Below are 22,468 nucleotides of genomic sequence, written 5' to 3' on the forward strand. Positions count from 1 at the left end.
TGCGCGCGTTGCGCGCGGCGATGCAGCAACTGGATCGCCAGCTCAAGCGCCATGCCGCCACTGGCGGCATGGCGATGGCGTCATATCATCCCGAGCAACAACAGCACCAGCAGCACCACCAGTACGGCACCGACGATGCCGGACGGGCCATAACCCCAGCTGCGCGAATGGGGGAAGACCGGTAAGCCACCGATCAGCAGCAGGATCAGGATGATGATGAGGATCGTGGTCATGGGCGAAATCCTTGCGTGGTTGGGGTCAAGGGCCTGGAACTGCTGGCCTCTTGTAAATTCGGACTGTTGCCGGACCTGAAAGATTCCATTTGTGTGTCTGCCCCTTGCAGGTCGACGAGCTCGGCACTGACTGAACGGTCATGGGCTTGCATTCACTATCCTGATGAATCCTGCCTGGCTGTCCGACGTTGATTAGACTCGGTTGCAATTCAGTCGGCACAAGGCCCGTCACCATGCAAAACCGCATCATGATCACAGGCGCAGGATCCGGCCTGGGCCGCGAGATCGCCCTGCGCTGGGCTCGGGAGGGTTGGCGCCTGGCGCTGGCAGATGTCAACGATGCTGGCCTGCGCGAAACCCTGGAGCAGGTACGTGCCGCAGGCGGCGATGGTTTCGTGCAGCGTTGCGACGTGCGTGACTACAGCCAGCTCACCGCCTTGGCCCAAGCCTGCGAGGAACAATTCGGCGGCATCGATGTGATCGTCAACAACGCGGGCGTCGCCTCGGGCGGGTTCTTCGCCGAGCTGTCGCTTGAAGACTGGGACTGGCAGATCGCAGTGAACCTGATGGGCGTGGTCAAGGGCTGCAAGGCGTTTTTGCCACTGCTCGAGCGCAGCAAGGGGCGCATCATCAACATCGCTTCGATGGCGGCGCTGATGCAAGGGCCGGGGATGAGCAACTACAACGTCGCCAAGGCCGGTGTGCTGGCGCTGTCGGAAAGCCTGCTGGTGGAGTTGCGCCAGCTCGAGGTGGGGGTGCATGTGGTGTGCCCGTCGTTCTTCCAGACTAACCTGCTCGACTCTTTCCGCGGGCCGAATCCGACGATGAAGGCGCAGGTCGGCAAGCTGCTGGAAGGCTCCCCCATCACTGCCGCACAGATTGCCGACTACATCCACGCACAGGTCGCGGCGGGCGAATTCCTGATTCTGCCGCACGAGGCCGGACGCGATGCCTGGCGTCTGAAGTGCCAAGCCCCGCAGGTGCTCTATGACGAGATGGCCAGTATGGCGGTAAAGATGCGGGCCAAGGCGCGGCCAGGGCAGTAGCTGTTCTGCAGGTGTCGTCTGTAGGGCTTTTTACCGATCTGGGTAGGTGCGGTCTATTTCACAGCTGAATGATTGAATAGGCCGAATGCCCATAGCAGGCTCGGATTTTCCCTGGGTCTGGAGGATCGGAGCATGTTGGTAATCGGACGTGATGTCGGCGAGGTCGTCACCATCGGCGAGAACATCCGCATCAAAGTGATGGCCGTCGAAGGGGGTGTGGTGCGCTTCGGGATCAGTGCACCGCGTGAGGTGGTGGTGCACCGCTCGGAGATTTACAAGCGTATCAAGGAGCAGGAGCTGGAGCGCAGCCCCTCGTCTTAATCCAGCAACTCCCGTGGCACATCATGCTTGGCCAGTAACTGGCACTGCTGGCTTTCCAGGTCGAAGAGGATGAATGCCTGGCCTTTGGCCAAGGCCTGGCGCACGCGCAGCACGCGGGTTTCCAGCGGGGTGTCGTCGCCGTTGTCGGTGCCGTCGCGGGTGACGAAGTCTTCGATCAGGCGGGTGAGGGTGTCGGCTTCGAGTTGGTCGTAGGGGATCAGCATGATGGCTATCGGGTTGGGCAGGTTGGGCTGCATGCTACTTGAAAGTGGGGCAGGGACGTTAATCGTCGGCGACGTCTGAGCGGGTTCACCCGCGTAGACGCCGCCGCCAGGTTCAGCTCTTGTTGCCCACCAGGCTATCCACCGCTGGCACCCGGGTATCGCTCTCCATTTGCGCATCATGCTCCAGTTGATGACTGAAGCGCTCCAGAGAAGCATTGGCCGGTTGCGAGTCGCTGGCGAACACGGGCGGGCTGAGCAGGTACGCCGACAACAGGCGGCTCAGTGCAGCCAGGCTGTCGATGTGGGTGCGCTCGTAACCGTGAGTGGCGTCGCAACCGAACGCCACCAGCGCAGTGCGGATATCGTGCCCGGCCGTGACCGCCGAGTGGGCGTCGCTGAAGTAGTAGCGGAACAGGTCGCGGCGTACAGGCAACTCCTGGTCGGCCGCCAGCTTGAGCAGATGACGGGACAGGTGGTAGTCGTACGGTCCTGAAGAGTCCTGCATCGCCACGCTTACCGCATGCTCGCTGGACGCCTGTCCCGGCGCCACCGGGGCGATGTCGATGCCGACGAACTCGCTGACATCCCAAGGCAGCGCGCCTGCGGCCCCGGAGCCGGTTTCCTCGGTGATGGTGAACAGCGGATGGCAGTCGATCAGCGGTTGGCGGCCACTTTCCACCACAGCCTTGAGGGCTGCGAGCAATGCCGCCACGCCGGCTTTGTCGTCCAGGTGACGGGCGCTGATATGGCCGCTGTCGGTGAATTCCGGTAGCGGGTCGAAGGCGACGAAGTCGCCGATGCCGATGCCCAGCGCCTCGCAATCGGCGCGGGTAGCGCAGTAGGCGTCCAGGCGCACCTCAACGTGTTCCCAGCTGATCGGCATCTGGTCGATGGCGGTGTTGAACGCGTGCCCGCTGGCCATCAACGGCAGCACGCTGCCGCGAAACACGCCGGTGTCGGTGAACACGCTGACCCGGCTGCCTTCGGCGAAGCGGCTGGACCAGTGACCTACTGCCGACAGTGCCAGGCGGCCGTTGTCCTGCAACTGCCGCACACTGGCGCCGATGGTGTCCAGGTGTGCCGAGACGGCGCGATCGGGCGAACTCTGACGGCCCTTGAGCGTGGCGCGGATGGTGCCACGGCGGGTCAGCTCGAACGGGATGCCCAGTTCGTCCAGGCGCTCGGCTACGTAGCGCACGATGGTATCGGTGAAGCCGGTGGGACTGGGGATGGCGAGCATCTCCAGGAGGACGCGCTTGAGGTAGTCCAGGTCGGGTTCGGGGAGTCGTTCGGACATGGGTACTCCTTGGGGTCTTTGCTGGCTTTTTCGCGGGCAAGCCCATTCCACAAGGGCTTGCCCGCGAAAAGGCCAGCAGCGATTCAGGCCAGGGGCTGGCTATGCGGGAACAGCAGATCCACGAACCGCTCTGCAGTCGGCTGCGGTTCATGGTTGGCCAGCCCGGCCCGTTCGTTGGCTTCGATGATCACGTAGTCCGGCTGCTGCGCATCGCGCACCATCAGGTCCAGCCCGACCACCGGAATTTCCAGTGCCCGTGCAGCCCTCACCGCCGCATCGGCGAGCACCGGGTGCAACTGTTCGGTGACATCTTCCAGGGTGCCGCCGGTGTGCAGGTTCGCCGTGCGCCGCACCGCCAGGCGCTGGCCTGCCGGCAATACGTCTTCAAAACCCAGCCCGGAGGCGCGCAGGGTGCGCTCGGTTTCCTCATCCATCGGGATGCGGCTTTCACCCCCGGTTGCGGCCTGGCGACGGCGGCTCTGGGCCTCGATCAGCGCCTTTATGGTGTGCTTGCCGTCGCCGATCACCTCGGCCGGATGGCGAATGGCGGCGGCCACCACTTCGAAGCCGATCACCAGGATGCGCAGGTCGAAACCGGCGTGGAAGCTCTCCAGCAGCACGCGGCTGTCGAAACGCCGAGCGTGCTCCACAGCCTGGCTGATCTCGTCGTATTCGGTGAGGTTGACCGCGACGCCCTGGCCCTGCTCGCCATCCACCGGCTTGACCACCACGGCGCCATGTTCTTCGAGAAAAGCCAGGTTGTCGTCGGCGTTGCCGGCCAGTTGCTGGGCAGGCACCTGCAGGCCGGCATCGTGCAACACCTTGCGGGTCAGGCGCTTGTCCTGGCACAGGGTCATGGTCACGGCGCTGGTCAAGTCACTCAGCGATTCGCGACAGCGAATCCGGCGCCCGCCCAGGCTCAGGGTGAACAGCCCGGCGCTGGCGTCGTCTACCTGGACTTCGATACCACGGCGCAGGGCTTCGTTGACGATGATCCGCGCGTAGGGATTGAGCCCGGCTTCAGGGCCAGGGCCGAGGAACAGTTCCTGGTTGATGCCATTCCTGCGCTTGACGGCGAAGGTGGGCAGGTTACGAAAGCCCAGCTTCTGGTAAAGCCGCTTGGCCTGGCGGTTGTCGTGCATCACCGACAGGTCGAGGTAGGCCAGGCCGCGGCTCATGAAGTGCTCGACCAGATGGCGCACCAGCACTTCGCCGACACCCGGACGGCTGCACTGCGGGGAGACGGCCAGGCACCACAGGCTGCTGCCGTGTTCAGGGTCGTCGAAAGCCTTGCTGTGGTTCAGACCCATGACGCTGCCGATCACGGCGCCGGTGTCTTCGTCCTCGGCAATCCAGTACACCGGGCCACCCAGGTGGCGCGGGGTGAGTAGCTCGGGATTGACCGGCATCATGCCGCGCGCCTGATACAGCGTGTTGATCGCCTGCCAGTCGCCTTCGGCCTGGGCGCGGCGGATGCGAAACCCGCGGAATACGCGCTGGGCCGGGCGGTAGTCGGTGAACCACAGGCGCAGGGTGTCGGAGGGGTCGAGAAACAACTGTTGCGGCGCCTGGGCCAGCAACTGCTGGGGGGCCGCCACGTAGAGGGCGATGTCACGTTCGCCGGGCTGTTCGTCGAGCATGGCCTCGGCAAGTTGTGCAGGGTCAGGGTAGGTGTGGCCGATCAGCAACCGTCCCCAGCCGCAGTGCACGGCACGCGGCTGGTCGTGGGGGTCGCTGCCGTCACCGGCCAGGCGTGCCTGCAGGCGTTCGTAGGAGGGCGCCTGGCCGCGCAACAGGCGCTGGCCATAGGCACTATGGGCTTTCATCGGTCAGATTCCTTGTTCGCTGAGCCACAGGTTCAGGGCCGCCAGTTGCCACAGCTTGGAGCCGCGCAGTGGGGTGAGCTGGCCGTGGGGGTTGCTCAGCAGGCGATCGAGCATGGCCGGGTTGAACAGGCCACGGTCCTGGCTCGGGTCGGTCAGCAGTTCGCGTACCCAGCCAAGGGTCGCGCCCTCCAGGTGCTTGAGGCCGGGTACGGGGAAGTAGCCCTTCTTGCGGTCGATGACTTCATGGGGAATGACCCGTCGCGCCGCCTGCTTGAGCACCTGCTTGCCGCCGTCGGGCAGCTTGAAGCGGGCCGGGATACGGGCAGAAAGTTCGACCAGGCGATAGTCGAGGAACGGCGTACGTGCCTCTAGCCCCCAGGCCATGGTCATGTTGTCGACACGCTTGACCGGGTCGTCGACCAGCATCACCGTGCTGTCCAGGCGCAGGGCCTTGTCCACCGCATGGGTTGCACCGGGACGGGCGAAGTGCTCGCGAACGAAATCGCCGGCGGCATCGTTGTCCAGCAACCAGGGTGCCTGCACGGTGTCGCGGTATTCGTCGTGGCTACGGTCGAAGAACGCCTCGCGATAGGCAGCGAAGGCATCCTCGGCACCATTCACCTGCGGGTACCAGTGATAGCCGGCGAACAACTCGTCGGCGCCCTGGCCGCTCTGCACGCCCTTGCAGTGCTTGGCGACTTCACGCGAAAGCAGGTAGAAGGCGATGCAGTCATGGCTGACCATCGGCTCGCTCATGGCGCGGAAGGCGGCCGGCAACTGATCGATGATCTCGTGTTCGGCGATGCGCAGCTGGTGGTGGCGGGTGCCGTAGTGCTTGGCGATCAGGTCCGAGTACTGGAACTCGTCGCCACGTTCGCCGCCGGCATCCTCGAAGCCGATGGAGAAGGTCGACAGGTCGTCCACGCCGACCTCGCGCAGCAAGCCGACCAGCAGGCTGGAGTCGACACCGCCTGACAGCAGCACGCCGACATCCACAGCCGCGCGCTGGCGGATCGCCACGGCATCGCGAGTGGCATCGAGCACGCGGGTGGTCCAGCCTTCCAGGTCGAGGTCCTGCTCGTCCGGGGTTGGGCCGTAATGCAGTTGCCACCAGGTCTGGCGCTCGACTTCGCCGTGGCGGTCGATGCGCATCCAGGTCCCGGGCTCGAGCTTCTGCACGTTGGCCAGCATCGTGCGCGGTGCTGGCACCACGGCGTGGAAGTTGAGGTAGTGATTGAGCGCTACCGGGTCGATCATCGGGTCGATGTCGCCGCCTTTGAGCAGCGCCGGCAGGGTCGAGGCGAAGCGCAGGCGCTCGCCGTTGCGCGACAGGTACAGCGGCTTGACGCCGAGGCGGTCGCGGGCCAGGAACAGGCGCTGGTTGTCGCGCTCCCAGATGGCCAGGGCGAACATGCCGTTGAGCTTGGGCAGCAGCGCGGCGCCCCAGGCGTGGTAGCCCTTGAGCAGCACTTCGGTGTCGCCGTCGGACCAGAAGTTGTAGCCTAGGTCCTGCAGTTCCTGGCGCAGCTCGGGGAAGTTGTAGATGGCGCCGTTGAACGCCAGGGACAGGCCGAGGGTGTTGTCGACCATCGGCTGCGCCGAGCCGTCGGACAGGTCCATGATCTTCAGGCGCCGATGGCCGAGGGCGATCGGCCCCTGGCTGTGGAAGCCCCAGGCATCAGGGCCACGTGGCGCCAGATGATGGGTGATGCGCTCCACCGCGGCGAGATCCGCCGGGCGGGGGGCTTGGTCGATGGGGGTGAAACGCAACTCTCCTGCTAATCCGCACATAAGTCCTTACCGGTTTTGCCGTTGGGGAAAGAGTGCCCCCACATGGGGCACCTTAAGGAACTGACCCAGGGGATTTACGGGAGTTTTAGATCAATCTGTTATATGGGACGGGTGGGTGCTGTTTCATTTGCCGCGAATCAGCTTGCGCAGCGTGAAGCGGTTTGGATGACAGGCCTCGGCCACGGCCCGAGGTACCGGCAGTGGCTCGCCACTGGCCCAGGCGGCAATCAGCTCGCCGCTCAAAGGCGCGGTAATCAGGCCGCGTGAGCCGTGGCCGCTGTTGACGTACAAGCCTTCCAGCCAGGGGCAGGCGATGGCCGGAACCTGTCGGGCATCCTTGGCCAGCATTGAATAGGTCGTGCTGAACGCAGCAGGATCGGCCAGCGGCCCGACAATCGGCAGGTAATCCGGGCTGGTGCAGCGAAACGCTGCGCGCCCCTGCAACTGTTCCGGATCCAGTGCGGCCGTGTCGAGCCGCTGCGCCAGGTCGGCAGAAATCGCCTCCAGCAGGCCAAGATTGCTTGCGTGCTCGCCGGCAGTGGGGGCGAGGTCGAGGCTATGGAAGTCGAAACTGGCGCCGAGGGTGTGCTCGCCATCGCGCGCCGGGGCGACGTAGCCGTCGGCGCAGACCACGGTGCCCAGCGCCTGGCTGCGCTCGGTCAGCGGCAGGCGGGTGATCTGTCCGCGGATACGCTTGAGCGGCAGCTCGGTGCATGCCGGGAAGTTGCGCACATCCGCTGCGCCGGCAAGTACCACCAGCGGCGCACTGGCCAGCAACCGTTCGCCGTCCCACGCTTGCCACAGACCGTCGACGCGGCGCAGTTCGATCACCTGGTGATGGTTGAGCAGGCGAATGCGCGCGTGTTGCAATTGCGCGTGGCACAGTGCGGGCGGGTGCACCCAGCCGCCCTCGGGGTAGAACAGCCCACCGCTGGCCAGGGCGACCCCGGCGATCGCCTCGGCCTGCTCTCGATCCAGGCTCTGCAGCAGGCTGCTGTCGAAGGCGCCTGCAAGTTTGGCCTGGCGTTCGGTTTCCTTGGTGTCGAAGGCCAGTTGCAGCACGCCGCAGTCGTCCCAGTCGCGGCCACGCTGCAGGCGTTCGAGCCAACGGCGGGTGTAGCCGAACCCGGCGAGGATCATCTGCGACAAGGCGGTGCCGTGTGCCGACAGCTTCAGGTACAGCACGCCCTGGGGGTTGCCGGAGGCCTCTCGGGCCGGGGCGTCGTGGCGTTCCAGCACTTCGACCTGCCAACCGCGTGCAGCCAGGCTGGCGGCGCTGGCGCAACCGGCCAGCCCGGCGCCGATGACCAGCGCGCGACGGGGGCCGTCCACGGGTGCAGGGCGTGCATACCAGGGGGCTGGTTGTGGCGGCGTCGGCAGGTCTTCAGGCCAGCCGACGAACTCTCCCCCCATCACTTCCCACTTCTTGCCCAGCCCCGGCACTTTCTTGATGGCAAAACCGGCGGCTGCCAGGCCGCGGCGCACCCAACCTGTGGTGGTGAAGGTCCCCAGCGTGGTGCCGGGGCGTGACAGCCGTGCCAGTTGCGCGAACAGTTCCGGCGTCCACATGTCCGGGTTCTTCGCCGGGGCGAAACCGTCCAGAAACCAGGCGTCGATGGGCGCGTCGAGCTGGGGCAACTGTTCCAGCACGTCACCGACCAGCAGGGTGAGGGTGACCCGGCCCTGCTCGAAGCTGAACTGCTGGAAGCCCGGGTGCACGGCCACATACTGCGCCAGCAAGGGTTCGCTGAAGGGCGAAAGCTCCGGCCACAGCGCTGCAGCGCGGGCCAGGTCGGCGCGGCTCAGTGGGTACTTCTCGACACTGACGAAATGCAGCCGCGCCTCGGGGCGAGCCTTTTCTGCAAACAATTGCCAGGCACAGAAGAAGTTCATGCCGGTACCAAAGCCGGTCTCGCCGATCACCAGGCAGGCGTGCGGCGCAAGCTCGGCGAAGCGCCGGGCCAGGTGATTGCGTTCGAGGAAGACGTACACCGTCTCGTGCACGCCTTCGTTCTTCGAAAAGTAGACGTCGTCGTATTGCCGCGAGTGGGGGCGGCCCTGGTCGTCCCAGTCGATCTGGGCGTGCTGGGGGAGTGGGGTATCAGGCATGGTCGGTTCGGCTGGCAGTGAAGCGAAGATTTTATGCCATCTGCGTCGCCGACGCTGTATCCGCCGTGGTGAAGAGGGCGCAAGACTGGCGTGCAATCCGCTACTCTTGCTTATCCATCGAAGGAGTGAGCCATGTTCGAATCCGCGGAAATCGGTCACAGCATTGACAAGGAAACCTACGAGGCCGAATTGCCGGCCTTGCGCGAGGCGTTGCTGGAGGCCCAGTTCGAGCTCAAGCAGCAGGCGCGTTTTCCGGTCATCGTACTGATCAACGGTGTCGAGGGTGCTGGCAAGGGCGAAACGGTCAAGCTGCTCAACGAGTGGATGGACCCGCGGATGATCGATGTGCTCACCTTCGACCAGCAGACCGACGAAGAACTGGCGCGCCCACCCGCTTGGCGATACTGGCGTGCACTGCCGCCAAAAGGGCGAATGGGAGTGTTCTTCGGCAACTGGTACAGCCAGATGTTGCAGGGGCGGGTGCATGGTCGCTTCAAGGATGCGGTGCTCGACCAGGCCATCACCGGCGCTGAGCGCCTGGAACAGATGCTTTGCGACGAAGGTGCGCTGATCATCAAGTTCTGGTTTCACCTCTCCAAGAAACAGATGAAGACCCGGCTCAAGGTGCTGCGCGACGATCCGCTGCACAGTTGGCGCATCAGTCCGCTGGACTGGCAGCAGTCCGAGACCTACGACCGCTTCGTACGTTTCGGTGAGCGGGTTCTGCGCCGCACCAGCCGCGACTACGCGCCTTGGCATGTGATCGAGGGTGTCGATCCGCACTACCGTGCGCTGGCGGCCGGGCGCATTCTGCTCGAAAGCCTGAACGCGGCGCTGGCCAATGCGCCGAAGGGCAAGCACCAGGGCAATGTCGCGCCATTGGGGCGCAGTATCGATCAGTTGAGCTTGCTCGGCGCTCTGGATCTCACCCGGCGCCTCGACAAGCACGACTACCAGAAGCAGCTGGTCGCCGAGCAGGCACGCCTGGCCGGGCTGTTGCGGCACAAGCGCATGCGCGAGCACGCCCTTGTCGCGGTGTTCGAAGGTAACGATGCTGCGGGCAAGGGTGGGGCGATTCGCCGCGTGGCCGCCGCGCTGGACCCACGCCAGTACCGCATCGTGCCGATCGCTGCGCCCACCGAAGAGGAACGGGCCCAGCCCTACCTCTGGCGGTTCTGGCGGCATGTACCGGCGCGCGGCAAGTTCACCATCTTCGACCGCTCCTGGTACGGCAGGGTGCTGGTGGAGCGAGTCGAAGGATTCTGCACCCCGGCGGACTGGATGCGCGCCTATGGCGAGATCAATGATTTCGAGGAGCAGTTGAGCAACTCGGGCATCGTGGTCGTGAAGTTCTGGCTGGCAATCGACCAAGAGACACAGTTGCAGCGCTTCGAGGAACGTGAAGAGATCCCGTTCAAGCGCTACAAGATCACCGAGGAAGACTGGCGCAACCGCGACAAGTGGGATGTTTACGCCGAGGCGGTGGGTGACATGGTCGATCGTACCAGCTCCGAGATAGCCCCTTGGACGCTGGTGGAGGCCAACGACAAGCGCTGGGCGCGGGTCAAGGTGCTGCGCACCATCAACGATGCACTGGAAGCGGCGTTCGCCAGGCACAAGAAGTGACGCATCCCGTCCGCCGCGGGGCAGCCATGCCCCGCGGGAATGACCTGATGAATTCTTTTCCCGCCACTTTCTGCCAGCCCCATCTTTGCAGCCCTTAGACTTCAATCACCCCACTCAGGGCATTGATCGAGGACGCTATGCACATTTCTTCCGGACGCTGGGTCCATGGCCTGTTCCTGGCGCTGCTGACCGCGCTGCTGTGGGGCATTCTGCCGATCAAGCTCAAGCAGGTGCTGCAGGTGATGGATCCGATCACGGTCACCTGGTATCGGCTGCTGGTCTCCGGCGGCCTGCTGTTCGCCTGGCTGGCCGCCAACCGGCGCCTGCCGCCAGTCCAGCGGCTGGGGCGCAAGGGCTTGGGCCTGGTAGCGGTGGCCGTGTGTGGGCTGATGGGCAACTACGTGCTGTATCTGGTCGGTCTCAAACTGCTCAGCCCTGGTACTGCGCAGTTGGTGGTGCAACTGGGGCCGGTGCTGTTGCTGGTGGCCAGTGTGTTTGTGTTCAAAGAGCGTTTCAGCTTGGGCCAGGGTATCGGGTTGCTGGTGTTGCTGGCCGGTTTCGGGCTGTTCTTCAACCAGCGCCTGGACGAGCTGCTGACATCACTTGGGACCTATACCACCGGTGTACTGACGATCATCCTGGCCACCAGCATCTGGGTGTTCTATGCCCTGAGCCAGAAGCAGTTGCTGACGGTCTGGCATTCGCAGCAGGTAATGATGGTGATCTACCTGTGCTGCGCGGCGCTGCTGACGCCTTGGGCGCACCCGCTGGAGGCGCTGCAACTGACGGCTGTACAAGGCTGGTTGCTGCTGGCGTGCTGCCTGAACACGCTGGTCGCCTATGGCGCATTTGCCGAGGCTTTGGCGCATTGGGAAGCATCGCGGGTGAGTGCGACCTTGGCACTGACGCCGCTGGTCACCTTTATTGCGGTGGCGCTATCGGCCTGGGTGTGGCCTGAGTACGTGCATGCCGAACAGATCAATGCGCTGGGCTATGCCGGGGCGGTGACGGTGGTGGCAGGGTCGGCACTGGTGGCGCTGGGGCCTTCGCTGGTGGCGGGGTGGCGGGCGCGGCGGGCCAGGGTGGCAGAGGTTCGCTGATGATCGGCGGGGGCCTCTTCGCGGGCAAGCCCGCGAAGAGGCCCCTATCGTCTCAGGATCAGCCCTTGGCCCCCGGTGCCAGCATGTTTTCCGGGCGCACCCACTGATCGAACTGCTCGTTGGTCAGGTACTTGAGCTCCAGCGCTGCCTCGCGAAGGGTCTTGCCCTCGCTGTACGCCTTCTTGGCGATTTCCGCAGCCTTGTCGTAGCCGATGTGCGGGTTCAGCGCCGTCACCAGCATCAGCCCGCGCTCCAGGTGGGCGGCCATCTGTTCGGCGTCCGGCTCGATGCCGGCCACGCAGTGCTCCTGGAAGTTGCGGCAGCCATCGGCCAACAGTTCGATCGACTGCAGCAGGTTGTGGATGATCACCGGCTTGAAGACATTCAACTGCAAGTGCCCCTGGCTGGCCGCGAAGCCGATCGCCGCATCGTTGCCCAGTACCTGGCAGGCCAGCATCGACAGGGCTTCGCATTGGGTCGGATTGACCTTGCCCGGCATGATGGAGCTGCCTGGTTCGTTAGCCGGCAGGCGCACTTCGGCAAGCCCGGCACGCGGGCCGGAACCCAACAGGCGCAGGTCGTTGGCGATTTTCATCAAGGCCACGGCAAGAGTTTTGAGCGCGCCAGCCAGGCTGGTCAGTGGCTCATGGCCAGCGAGGGCGGCGAACTTGTTCGGTGCGGTGACGAACGGCAGGCCGGACAGCGCCGCAAGCTCGGCGGCAATGGCTTCGGCAAACCCGTGCGGGGCGTTGAGGCCGGTGCCCACTGCGGTGCCGCCCTGGGCCAGCTCGCAGACCGCCGGGAGGGTGGCGCGGATCGCCCGCTGGGCGTAGTCGAGCTGGGCTACGAAGGCCGAGATTTCCTGGCCGAAGGTGATGGGCGTGGCGTCCATCATGTGCGTGCGGCCAGTCTTGACCAGATTCGAGTGACGCGCCGACAGTTCTGCCAGGCTCGACGACAGCTCGGCGATGGCCGGCAGCAGTTTGTTGTGCACGGCCTGGGCGGCGGCGATGCTCATGGCAGTGGGGAAGCAGTCGTTGGAGCTCTGCGAGCGGTTGACGTGATCGTTCGGGTGGACCGGAACCTTGCCGCCACGGCCCTTGCCAGCCAGTTCGTTGGCGCGCCCGGCGATCACTTCGTTGACGTTCATGTTGCTCTGGGTGCCACTGCCGGTCTGCCAGACCACCAGCGGGAACTGATCGTCGTGTTCGCCGTCGAGCACTTCGTCGGCGGCTTGTTCGATCAGTCGGGCAATGTCGGCTGGCAGGTCGCCGTTGCGGTCGTTGACTCGTGCCGCGGCTTTCTTGACCAGCGCCAGGGCGTGGAGGACAGCCAGGGGCATGCGCTCCTTGCCGATGGCGAAGTTGATCAGCGAGCGCTGGGTTTGCGCACCCCAGTAGGCGTCCTCTGGAACTTCGACCGGGCCCAGGCTGTCTGTCTCGATACGGCTCATGCTGCGCTCACTCCTTTGTTCAGTCAGAAGTCGCAGTTTAGGCCCTGATCCACCCGGGCGGTCAATCGCTCGTCTTCCCACTTGAGCACAGTGCCCATCGCGGCGCAGAATGCTCTACTCTGAGGTATCCGCCTCACCCTCTCATGAAGGAATTGCAATGACCCGCCTCCGTGTCCTCTTTGCCGCCGTCGCCCTGGCCTGTGCCAGCGGCCAGGTCCTCGCCGCAACTGCCAGCCACAACGCCGCCGCCGAGAAGTTCCTGACCCTGGCCAATGCCGACAAGCTGGGCACCCCGGTGTACATGCAGGTCCAGCAGATGTTCGCCCAGCGCTTCGAGCAGACCAAGGCCCCGGCTGCGAAGAAATCCGTGCTCGACAGCTACCAGGCCAAGGCCAACGCCGCCTTGGACAATGCCATTGGCTGGAAGAAGCTCAAGCCGCAGATGGTTAACCTGTACACCGCGACCTTCACCGAGCAGGAGCTCAACGACCTGGTCAAGTTCTACGAGTCGCCGCTGGGCAAGAAAGTCCTGCGCGAAATGCCCAAGGTCACCCAGCAGTCGGCCCAGCTGACCCAGCAGAGCCTGGAGCCTGCAGTGCCGGTGGTGAACAAGCTGCTGGACGACATGACCAAGGAGCTGGACCCGAACGCTGGCAAGGCCGCCGCTCCGGCGAAGAAGTGAGCCTGAATCGATGAGCATGCAACAACGCATCGAGCAGCAACTGGCAGCGCTTGGCGATCAGCACCTGCAGGTGCTGAATGAAAGCCACATGCACAGTCGTGGGCAGGAGACGCACTACAAGGCGGTGCTGGTCAGCGAACAGTTCGCCGGCCTGAACAGCGTCAAGCGTCACCAGAAGGTCTACGCCACCATGGGCGAGCTGATGGGCGAGATTCATGCCCTGGCCATCCACACCTACACGCCCGAAGAATGGGCGCAGGTAGGGGCGGCGCCGGCCTCGCCGGTGTGTGCCGGCGGCGGGCACTGAAACCTGTCCGTCGTTCTGGTAGAATCCGCTTCATCCGGGGGCCGCTTTGCGGCCCCCGTGTTTTTTTGTCAAACCCGGTCCGCCCCTTACGAGGGCAACCACCTGGAGATACAGATTCATGTCCCAACCGATCGTCGTGGCGGCGCTCTATAAGTTCGTCACCCTCGAAGACTACCTCGACCTGCGCGAGCCATTGTTGAAAACCCTGCAGGACAACGACGTCAAAGGCACTTTGCTGCTGGCGCTCGAGGGTATCAATGGCACGGTCTCCGGTACCCGTGAAGGTATCGACGGCCTGCTGGCCTGGCTGCGCAACGACCCGCGCCTGGCGGATGTCGACCATAAAGAGTCGTACTGCGACGAGCAGCCGTTCTACCGCACCAAGGTCAAGCTCAAGAAAGAGATTGTCACCCTCGGCGTGCCGGGCGTCGACCCCAACAAGCAGGTCGGCACCTATGTCGAACCCAAGGACTGGAACGCGCTGATCAGCGACCCCGAAGTGCTGCTGATCGACACCCGCAATGACTATGAAGTGGCCATCGGCACCTTCAAGGGCGCCATCGATCCGAAGACCGAGACCTTCCGCGAGTTTCCCGACTACATCAAGGCCAACTTCGACCCGAGCAGACACAAGAAGGTCGCGATGTTCTGCACCGGCGGCATTCGCTGTGAAAAAGCGTCCAGCTACATGCTCGGTGAAGGCTTCGAGGAGGTCTATCATCTTAAGGGAGGGGTCCTGAAATACTTCGAGGAAGTGCCTCAGGAAGAAAGCCTCTGGGACGGCGACTGCTTCGTCTTCGACAACCGGGTCACGGTGCGTCACGACCTGTCCGAGGGCGAGTACGACCAGTGCCATGCCTGCCGCCATCCGATCAATGCGGATGACCGTGCGTCCGAGCATTATTCGCCCGGGGTGAGCTGCCCGCATTGCTGGGACACCCTGAGCGAGAAGACCCGGCGCAGCGCCATCGACCGCCAGAAGCAGATCGAGCTGGCCAAGGCGCGCAATTTGCCGCACCCGATCGGTTACAACTACAAAGCCGAGGCCTGATGCATGACCGCACGCCTGCTCTATGTGATGGACCCGATGTGTTCCTGGTGCTGGGGCTTCGCTCCCGTGGCCGAGGCGTTGATCGCCCAGGCGCGGGATGCCGGTGTGCCGACGCGCCTGGTGGTGGGTGGCCTGCGCAGCGGTAGCAGCGCGTTGGATAGCTCGACGCGCAAGTACATCCTCGAGCATTGGCAGGCGGTCGCCGAGGCCACCGGTCAAGCGTTTCGCTTCGAGGGCGCCATGCCTGACGGGTTCGTCTATGACACCGAGCCGGCCTGTCGCGCCTTGGTCACGGCGCGTGATCTCGATGCCGAGCGCGGTTGGGCGCTGCTCAAGCTGATCCAGGGCGCGTTCTACGCACAGGGCCTGGATGTCACCCGTGCCCCGCAACTGGTGGACCTGGCCGGGCAGGCAGGCTTCGACCGCGAACGGTTTTCTGCAGCGTTCGCAAGCGTCGAGACCCGCACGACCACGACAGCCGACTTTGCCTGGGTTCAGGACCTGGGTATCGCCGGCTTCCCGACCCTGCTGGCCGAGCGCAATGGTCAACTGGCCTTGCTGACCAACGGCTATCAGCCGCTCGATCGCCTGCAGCCGTTGCTGGGCCGCTGGCTGCAGCAGGCTGCCTGTGCTTGATCTGCCAGGGTCTAGCGACCCTGTCCCGGGGAAGCCCCCCGTTGCGCACGATCGTCTGAGCTGGGCGGAAATCCGCCGCCTGGCGCTGCACCACAAGAAGGCCTTGTGGACTGCCAACCTGGTTGCCGTGCTTGCCGCCCTCTGCAGCGTGCCGATTCCCTTGCTGCTGCCCTTGCTGGTCGATGAAGTGCTGCTGGGCCATGGCGACGCTGCCTTGAAATGGATGAACCAGTTCCTGCCTAGCCAGTGGCAGGTGGCAGCCGGTTATATCGGCTTGATGCTGGTTGCGACCCTCAGCCTGCGCTTGGCCTCGCTGGCCTTCGGTGTGATCCAGGCCAGGCAGTTCGCCGGGCTGGCCAAGGATATCGTGTACCGCTTGCGAATCCGCTTGATCGAGCGGCTCAAGCGGATCTCGCTCAAGGAGTATGAAAGCCTGGGCAGTGGCACGGTCACTACGCATCTGGTCACCGACCTGGATACCCTGGACAAGTTCGTCGGTGAAACCCTCAGCCGCTTCCTGGTGGCCATGCTGACGCTTACCGGCACTGCGGCGATCCTGATCTGGATGCACTGGAAGCTGGCGCTGCTGATCCTGCTGTTCAACCCGTTGGTGATCTATTTCACCGTGCAGTTGGGCAAGCGGGTCAAGCACCTGAAGAAGCTCGAGAACGACAGTACCGGGCGTTTTACCCAGGCGCTGAGCGAGACCCTCGACGCCATCCAGGAAATCCGCGCAAGCAACCGCCAGGGCTATTTCCTTGGGCGCCTGGGAGTACGTGCCCGGGAGGTACGCGACTATGCGGTGGCCTCGCAGTGGAAGAGTGACGCCAGTGGTCGGGCCAGCGGTCTGCTGTTCCAGTTCGGCATCGACATTTTCCGTGCTGCGGCGATGCTCACGGTGTTGTTCTCCGACCTGTCGATCGGGCAGATGCTGGCTGTGTTCAGCTACCTGTGGTTCATGATCGGCCCGGTGGAACAGTTGCTCAACCTGCAGTACGCCTATTACGCGGCCGGTGGTGCGCTGAGCCGGCTCAACGAGTTGCTGTCGCGAGAGGACGAGCCGCAGTATCCGGCCGCCTGTGATCCGTTCGCTGGGCACGCGACGGTGGGTATCGAGGTGCGCGACCTGCGCTTCGCCTATGCCGATGAGCCGGTACTCGATCACCTGGACCTGTCCATCGCTCCTGGCGAGAAGGTGGCCATCGTCGGTGCCAGCGGCGGCGGCAAGAGCACGCTGGTTCAGCTGCTGCTGGGGTTGTACAGCGCCCAGGCCGGGACCATTCGCTTTGGCGGTGCCAGCCTTCAGGAGATCGGCCTGGAGACCCTGCGCGAACATGTCGCGGTGGTGCTGCAGCATCCATCGTTGTTCAACGACAGTGTGCGCGCCAACCTGACCATGGGCCGCGAGTGCAGTGACGACGCCTGTTGGCAGGCGCTGCGCATTGCCCAGCTCGATGCCACCATCGCCGCGCTGCCGCAGGGATTGGACAGTGTGGTCGGGCGCTCTGGTGTGCGCCTGTCCGGGGGCCAGCGTCAACGCCTGGCGATTGCCCGCATGGTTCTGGCCGAGCCGAAGGTGGTGATTCTCGACGAGGCCACCTCGGCCCTCGATGCGGCTACCGAATACAACCTCCATCAGGCCCTGGCGCGCTTCCTCAGCGGCCGCACCACCCTGATCATTGCCCATCGCCTTTCCGCGGTGAAACAGGCTGATCGGGTTCTGGTATTCGACGGCGGTCATGTGGCCGAAGACGGCGGCCACCAGCAGCTCATCGCCGAAGGCGGGTTGTACGCCAAGCTGTATGGGCACCTGCAACAGTCCTGATCGGGCGGTGCATCAATAGGTGCAGTGGCTGCGACAAAAAGCTCCGCGCAGTTATGGCAAATGGCCTACGCTGTGCTTGTCTGGGTCGATTCGTGCCATATCCGCTCTGAGACAGGGACTACATGAAGGGAAATCGGACTCTCGAGGCGCCAAGGTTGCTGGGAATCATCTGGCCCTTCGTCGCAGTGGTGGTTTTCCAGGTGCTGTTGGGCAGCCTCAGTCTTTATTCGCTTTCGGCCATGCGCGCGTACGTGGCCGGCGAAAGCCTGTGGTCCAAGGCACAGAAAGACGCCATCTATTACCTCAATCTGTATGCCGAAAGCCAGGACGAACGCATCTTCCAGCGTTATCGCCAGGCCATTGCCATACCCCAGGGCGACCGTGAGCTACGGGTGGCTCTCGATCAGCCTATCCCGGACCTGGAGGCGGCGCGGCGCGGGATCTTGCAAGGTGGTAACCATCCGGACGACGTCAACCGGATCATCTGGTTCTACCGCAATTTTCGCCAGATCAGTTACATGCAGAAGGCCATCGGCTACTGGAACACCGGCGACGACTACCTGCGGCAACTGGACGGTCTGGCGCAGCAAATGCGCGATGCCTTCGTCCAGGGGGTGGCCACTGAACGCGAGGTGGCGGACTGGAAAGCGCGTATCGTTTCGATCAACGAGGGCGTGACGCCGGCCGCCAAGGCATTCAGCGATGCCTTGGGTGAAGGCTCGCGGGTGCTGCTCCGGGTGTTGATGGTCACCAACCTGCTCACGGCGTTGATTCTCATCGCCCTGGCCTGGCGCCGTTCTGCACGGTTGCTGTCCCAGCGCCAGGCGTTTGCCAGCGCTTTGCAGGTGGAGCGTGAGCGGGCACAGACCACCCTTGAGTCGATCGGCGATGCGGTGATCACCACCGATGTCGAGGGGTGCATCGTCTACATGAACCCTGCCGCGGAGCAGTTGACCCATTGGCAGGCTTCCCAGGCCCAGGGCTTGCCGCTGGCGGCGCTGTTCAGTCTGCTCGATGAGAATGCCGAGCGGGACAGCCTGACCCTGGTCGAGCAGGTGCTCAGCGGCAGCCTCAAGGGCGGCGCCGAGCATGCCCGGCTGATCCAGCGCCTGGATGGCAGTACGGTGTCGGTCAACCTGGTTGGATCGCCGATCCACACCGACGGCCAGATCAGCGGTATCGTGCTGGCCTTGCATGACATGACGCAGGAGCGGCAGTACATCGCCAACCTGTCCTGGCAGGCGACTCACGATGCCCTGACGGGCCTGGCCAACCGCCGCGAGTTCGAGTATCGCCTGGAGCAGGCGCTCAACACCTTGGCCCGTCAGTCGGGGCGCCATTCGCTGATGTTTCTCGACCTTGACCAGTTCAAGCTGGTCAACGATACCTGCGGACACGCTGCGGGCGATGAGTTGCTGCGCCATATCTGCGCTGTGCTGCAGGCAGGCCTGCGCGAAGGTGACACCCTGGCCCGGCTGGGCGGTGACGAATTCGGCGTGTTGCTGGAAAACTGCCCGCCCGACCAGGCCGAGCGGATTGCCGAGCACTTGCGCCAGACCGTGCAGAGCCTGCATTTCGTCTGGAAGGGACGACCCTTCGTCACCACCGTCAGTATTGGCCTGGTACACATTGCCCAGTCGCCCGGCACCCTTGAGGCCTCGCTGCGGGCAGCCGACATGGCTTGCTACATGGCCAAGGAGAAGGGGCGCAACCGTGTGCAGGTCTACCATGCCGACGACAGCGAGTTGTCGATGCGCTTTGGCGAGATGGCCTGGATCCAGCGCCTGCATGTCGCGCTCGAGGAAAACCGCTTCTGCTTGTATGCCCAGGAAATCGCCCCGCTCAAGCCTGACATGGGCGCCGGGCACATAGAGATTCTCCTGCGCCTGCATGACGAGAGCGGCCGGACCGTTCTGCCTGACAGCTTCATCCCTGCTGCCGAACGCTATGGCCTGATGACCGCACTCGATCGCTGGGTGGGCGCAATGTGTTTCAGGTGATCCGTCAGACGCTGGATGAAGGTTGCAGCCGGCCGCTGGCGATGTGCGCGATCAATCTGTCCGGTAGCAGCATTGGCGACGACAAATTCCTGGAGTACTTGCAGCGATCGTTCGCCGAGTACCAGATTCCTCCGCACATGATTTGTTTCGAAATAACCGAGACCAGCGCAATCGCCAATTTGGGAAGTGCTATTCGCTTCATCAACGAATTGAAAGGCTTGGGCTGCAAGTTCTCCCTCGACGATTTCTGCGCCGGGATGTCGTCATTCGCCTATTTGAAGCATTTACCCGTAGACTTCCTGAAGATCGACGGAAGTTTCGTCAAAGATATGCTCGACGATCCCATTAACAGGGCTATGGTGGAGGTGATCAACCATATCGGCCATGTCATGGGTAAGCGCACCATCGCCGAGTTCGTCGAAACGCCGATGATCGAGCAGGCGCTGCAGGAGATCGGCGTGGATTTCGCCCAGGGTTATCTGATCGAGCGGCCGCAGGTGTTCACCTGTGGCAGCCTCCAGCGACAACGGATTGCAGTAAGGCCCCTGTTGCACCGGGCGCCAGGGACCTTCCGCTGATACCAGTAGCCGTCCGGAAAATCACAGGGAATCAAGGAGCTGACAGTGATTGAAGCATTCGTTCGGATCGGTCCATTGATGGACGCCAAGAGCTATCCCGACTGGGCGCAGAAAATGATCGATGATTGCGCCGAGAGCAAGCGCAGGGTGGTCGAGCATGAGGTCTACCAGCGCCTGAGCGACGGCAAACTGAGCAAGAAGACCATCCGCCAGTACTTGATCGGTGGTTGGCCGGTGGTCGAACAGTTCTCGCTGTACATGGCCCACAACCTCACCAAGACCCGCTATGGCCGAAGCCAGGGCGAGGATATGGCGCGGCGTTGGTTGATACGCAATATCCGGGTCGAACTCAATCATGCCGACCATTGGGTCAAGTGGTGCAAGGCGCACGACATTACCCTGAAGGACTTGCAGGCCCAGGATGTTCCGCCTGAGCTGAACGGCTTGAATGATTGGTGCTGGCGTGTCTGTGCGACCGAGTCCCTGGCCATTGCGATGGCCGCGACCAACTATGCGATCGAAGGGGCGACGGGCGAGTGGTCGGCGAAGGTGTATCCCGACACGGACTATGCGCAGGCCTTCATCCAGCGAGGTGACAAGGAGTCCAAGGCGGCCATGAGGTGGCTGGATCTGCACGCCGAGTACGATGATGCTCACCCATGGGAGGCGCTGGAGATCATTTGCACGCTGGTGGGCGAGAACCCTTCCGAGGAATTGCAGGCGCAACTGCGCAAGGCAATCTGCAAGAGCTACGACTGCATGTACCTGTTCCTGGAGCGTTGCCTGGCAATGGAGCCTGTGCAGCGTCAGACCTTCAGCAAGCCGGTGTTGGCGGCTGGCTGATCAGGTGCCCGGCCTCATCGCGCGCTTGCCGAGATGAGGCTGGTGCAGTTGCCGGCGTTTATTGGGCGTTGAACGCCTGTCCGTTCACGCCGCTGCTGTCAGGGCCCATCAGGTACAGGTACACCGGCATGATGTCTTCGGGCAGTGGATTGTCCTGCGGGTTCTCGCTGGGATAGGCCAGCGCCCGCATCGCCGTGCGCGTGGCACCCGGGTTGATGCTGTTGGCGCGCACCGGCGCCACGCCTTCCAGTTCGTCGGCCAGGGTCTGCATCAGGCCTTCGGTGGCGAACTTCGACACGCCATAGGCGCCCCAGTAGGCCCGGCCCTTGCGCCCCACGCTCGACGAGGTGAACACCACCGAGGCGTCCTCGGACAACTTGAGCAGCGGCAGCAGTGTGCTGGTCAGCATGAAGGTCGCGTTGACGTTGATGTGCATCACGCGCATGAAGTTGTCGCCCGACAACTGCTCCAGCGGCGTACGCGGGCCGATGATCGACGCGTTGTTGAGCAGGCCGTCGAGGCGCCCGAACTGTTCTTCGACCATCACCGCCAGTTCGTCGTACTGATGGGGCAGGGCGGTTTCCAGGTTGAACGGAATCACCACGGGTTGTGGGTGTCCGGCAGCCTCGATCTGGTCGTAGACCTCGTTGAGGTTGGCCTCGGTCTTGCCCAGCAGCAGCACGGTGGCCCCCAGTGCTGCATAGGCCTTGGCGGCGGCAGCGCCGATGCCGCGGCCAGCGCCGGTGACAAGAATGACCCGACCCTTGAGCAGGTCGGGGCGGGCGATGTAGTCGAACATTGAGAATTCCCTGTTTTTATCCCTGTGTGTGCTGCCAGCCCTTACAGCTCAGCAGCCGCACAACGCACTGTCGATCACCTTGCGCAGGTCCAGCGGGTGGTCCACCACCACGTCGGCGCCCCAGTTGTTGGGGTTGTCCTCTGGATGAATATAGCCGTAGCGCACGGCTGCGGTACGGGTGCCGGCATCGCGGCCGGATTCGATATCACGCAGATCGTCGCCGACGAACAGTACGCTGGCCGGATCCAGGTCAAGCGTCTTGCAGGCGAGGATCAGCGGCTCGGGGTCGGGCTTGCTGTTCTTCACGTGATCGGGGCAGATCAGCAGCGCCGAGCGCTCGGCCAGGCCAAGCTGCTGCATGATTGGCTCGGCGAAGCGTACCGGCTTGTTGGTGACCACGCCCCACAGCAGGTTGCCTTTCTCGATGTCGTCCAGCAGTTCGGCCATGCCCTCGAACAGCTTGCTGTGCACCGCGCAGTCGCGCTGGTAGCGCTCGAGAAACTCCAGGCGCAGCGCTTCGAAGCCTTCGGCGTCAGGGCTCATGGCGAAAGTGGTGGCGACCATGGCCCGGGCGCCGCCGGAGATCACGCCGCGGATCAACTCGTCGTCCACGGCCGGCAGCCCGCGTTCTGCGAGCATGGCCTGGCAGATGGCGATGAAGTCTGGCGCGGTGTCCAGCAGGGTACCGTCCATGTCGAAGAGTACTGCTCGCAGGCGCATG

19 protein-coding genes and 1 pseudogene are annotated in these 22,468 nt (G+C 63.8%); 11 read left to right on the forward strand and 9 right to left on the reverse strand.

Annotation, left to right across the window (positions count from 1 at the left end; genetic code table 11):
* Positions 1-80: 80 nt before the first annotated feature.
* Complete coding sequence (locus tag APH44_RS29240; protein WP_065862157.1) at positions 81-233, reverse strand: DUF3309 family protein; 153 nt, start codon at positions 231-233, stop codon at positions 81-83.
* A 233-nt stretch (positions 234-466) separates the two neighbouring features.
* Between APH44_RS29240 and APH44_RS17660 the strand changes: the two genes are divergently transcribed.
* Entirely contained in the window at positions 467-1,279 is an 813-nt protein-coding gene (locus tag APH44_RS17660) for an SDR family oxidoreductase (protein WP_054893856.1), read from the forward strand.
* 132 nt (positions 1,280-1,411) lie between these two features.
* Positions 1,412-1,600 carry a carbon storage regulator CsrA gene (gene csrA, locus APH44_RS17665; protein WP_054893857.1) on the forward strand — a complete coding sequence of 63 codons (189 nt, stop codon included), beginning with the start codon at positions 1,412-1,414 and terminating at the stop codon, positions 1,598-1,600.
* Here csrA and APH44_RS17670 read toward each other — a convergent pair.
* The 5 genes from APH44_RS17670 to mnmC all read right to left on the reverse strand — a co-directional run bounded on the left by APH44_RS17670 (position 1,597) and on the right by mnmC (position 8,847).
* Positions 1,597-1,824, reverse strand: a complete 228-nt coding sequence (locus APH44_RS17670) for a YheU family protein (protein WP_054893888.1) — start codon at positions 1,822-1,824, stop codon at positions 1,597-1,599. The two genes, csrA and APH44_RS17670, sit on opposite strands and share 4 nt — an antisense overlap.
* 112 nt (positions 1,825-1,936) lie before the next feature.
* Entirely contained in the window at positions 1,937-3,121 is a 1,185-nt protein-coding gene (locus APH44_RS17675; RefSeq protein WP_054893858.1) for an osmoprotectant NAGGN system M42 family peptidase, read from the reverse strand.
* An 83-nt stretch (positions 3,122-3,204) separates the two neighbouring features.
* Positions 3,205-4,947 carry an N-acetylglutaminylglutamine synthetase gene (gene ngg, locus APH44_RS17680; RefSeq protein ID WP_054893859.1) on the reverse strand — a complete coding sequence of 581 codons (1,743 nt, stop codon included), beginning with the start codon at positions 4,945-4,947 and terminating at the stop codon, positions 3,205-3,207.
* A 3-nt stretch (positions 4,948-4,950) separates the two neighbouring features.
* Positions 4,951-6,738, reverse strand: coding sequence for an N-acetylglutaminylglutamine amidotransferase (locus APH44_RS17685; RefSeq protein ID WP_054893860.1), 1,788 nt, complete (start codon positions 6,736-6,738; stop codon positions 4,951-4,953).
* 123 nt (positions 6,739-6,861) lie between these two features.
* Positions 6,862-8,847: a bifunctional tRNA (5-methylaminomethyl-2-thiouridine)(34)-methyltransferase MnmD/FAD-dependent 5-carboxymethylaminomethyl-2-thiouridine(34) oxidoreductase MnmC gene (gene mnmC / locus APH44_RS17690; protein WP_054893861.1), complete on the reverse strand. Its 1,986-nt coding sequence runs from the start codon at positions 8,845-8,847 to the stop codon at positions 6,862-6,864.
* 132 nt (positions 8,848-8,979) lie between these two features.
* Here mnmC and pap point away from each other — a divergent pair, with 132 nt between their 5' ends.
* Positions 8,980-10,473 (forward strand): polyphosphate:AMP phosphotransferase, encoded by a 1,494-nt coding sequence (pap, locus tag APH44_RS17695; protein ID WP_054893862.1) that lies wholly within the window; start codon positions 8,980-8,982, stop codon positions 10,471-10,473.
* Positions 10,474-10,610: 137 nt separating this feature from the next.
* Positions 10,611-11,573, forward strand: a complete 963-nt coding sequence (locus tag APH44_RS17700) for a DMT family transporter (protein ID WP_054893863.1) — start codon at positions 10,611-10,613, stop codon at positions 11,571-11,573.
* Positions 11,574-11,631: 58 nt separating this feature from the next.
* Here APH44_RS17700 and APH44_RS17705 read toward each other — a convergent pair whose 3' ends face one another.
* Complete coding sequence (locus tag APH44_RS17705) at positions 11,632-13,026, reverse strand: class II fumarate hydratase (RefSeq protein WP_054893864.1); 1,395 nt, start codon at positions 13,024-13,026, stop codon at positions 11,632-11,634.
* A gap of 157 nt (positions 13,027-13,183) precedes the next feature.
* Here APH44_RS17705 and APH44_RS17710 point away from each other — a divergent pair, with 157 nt between their 5' ends.
* The 7 genes and pseudogenes from APH44_RS17710 to APH44_RS17740 all read left to right on the forward strand — a co-directional run bounded on the left by APH44_RS17710 (position 13,184) and on the right by APH44_RS17740 (position 20,948).
* Complete coding sequence (locus APH44_RS17710) at positions 13,184-13,708, forward strand: DUF2059 domain-containing protein (RefSeq protein WP_054893865.1); 525 nt, start codon at positions 13,184-13,186, stop codon at positions 13,706-13,708.
* A gap of 10 nt (positions 13,709-13,718) precedes the next feature.
* Positions 13,719-14,015, forward strand: a complete 297-nt coding sequence (locus APH44_RS17715; protein ID WP_054893866.1) for a BolA family transcriptional regulator — start codon at positions 13,719-13,721, stop codon at positions 14,013-14,015.
* Positions 14,016-14,133: 118 nt separating this feature from the next.
* Positions 14,134-15,066, forward strand: a complete 933-nt coding sequence (locus APH44_RS17720; RefSeq protein ID WP_054893867.1) for a rhodanese-related sulfurtransferase — start codon at positions 14,134-14,136, stop codon at positions 15,064-15,066.
* Between the two features lie 3 nt (positions 15,067-15,069).
* Entirely contained in the window at positions 15,070-15,702 is a 633-nt protein-coding gene (locus APH44_RS17725) for a DsbA family protein (RefSeq protein ID WP_054893868.1), read from the forward strand.
* The gene (locus tag APH44_RS17730; RefSeq protein ID WP_054893869.1) at positions 15,695-17,527 is read left to right on the forward strand and encodes an ABC transporter ATP-binding protein; all 1,833 of its coding nucleotides are present in this window, start codon (positions 15,695-15,697) and stop codon (positions 17,525-17,527) included. Before APH44_RS17725 ends, APH44_RS17730 begins: the two co-directional genes overlap by 8 nt.
* A gap of 122 nt (positions 17,528-17,649) precedes the next feature.
* Positions 17,650-20,105 (forward strand): annotated as a pseudogene (locus APH44_RS17735) (EAL domain-containing protein).
* A 45-nt stretch (positions 20,106-20,150) separates the two neighbouring features.
* Positions 20,151-20,948 carry a TenA family transcriptional regulator gene (locus tag APH44_RS17740; RefSeq protein ID WP_054893870.1) on the forward strand — a complete coding sequence of 266 codons (798 nt, stop codon included), beginning with the start codon at positions 20,151-20,153 and terminating at the stop codon, positions 20,946-20,948.
* A gap of 58 nt (positions 20,949-21,006) precedes the next feature.
* Here APH44_RS17740 and APH44_RS17745 read toward each other — a convergent pair whose 3' ends face one another.
* Complete coding sequence (locus APH44_RS17745; RefSeq protein WP_054893871.1) at positions 21,007-21,747, reverse strand: YciK family oxidoreductase; 741 nt, start codon at positions 21,745-21,747, stop codon at positions 21,007-21,009.
* A 48-nt stretch (positions 21,748-21,795) separates the two neighbouring features.
* Positions 21,796-22,467, reverse strand: coding sequence for an N-acetylmuramic acid 6-phosphate phosphatase MupP (gene mupP / locus APH44_RS17750; RefSeq protein WP_054893872.1), 672 nt, complete (start codon positions 22,465-22,467; stop codon positions 21,796-21,798).
* Position 22,468: the final 1 nt, after the last annotated feature.

The sequence above is a fragment of the Pseudomonas sp. NBRC 111143 genome, from assembly GCF_001320965.1.
Lineage (GTDB): Bacteria > Pseudomonadota > Gammaproteobacteria > Pseudomonadales > Pseudomonadaceae > Aquipseudomonas > Aquipseudomonas machongensis.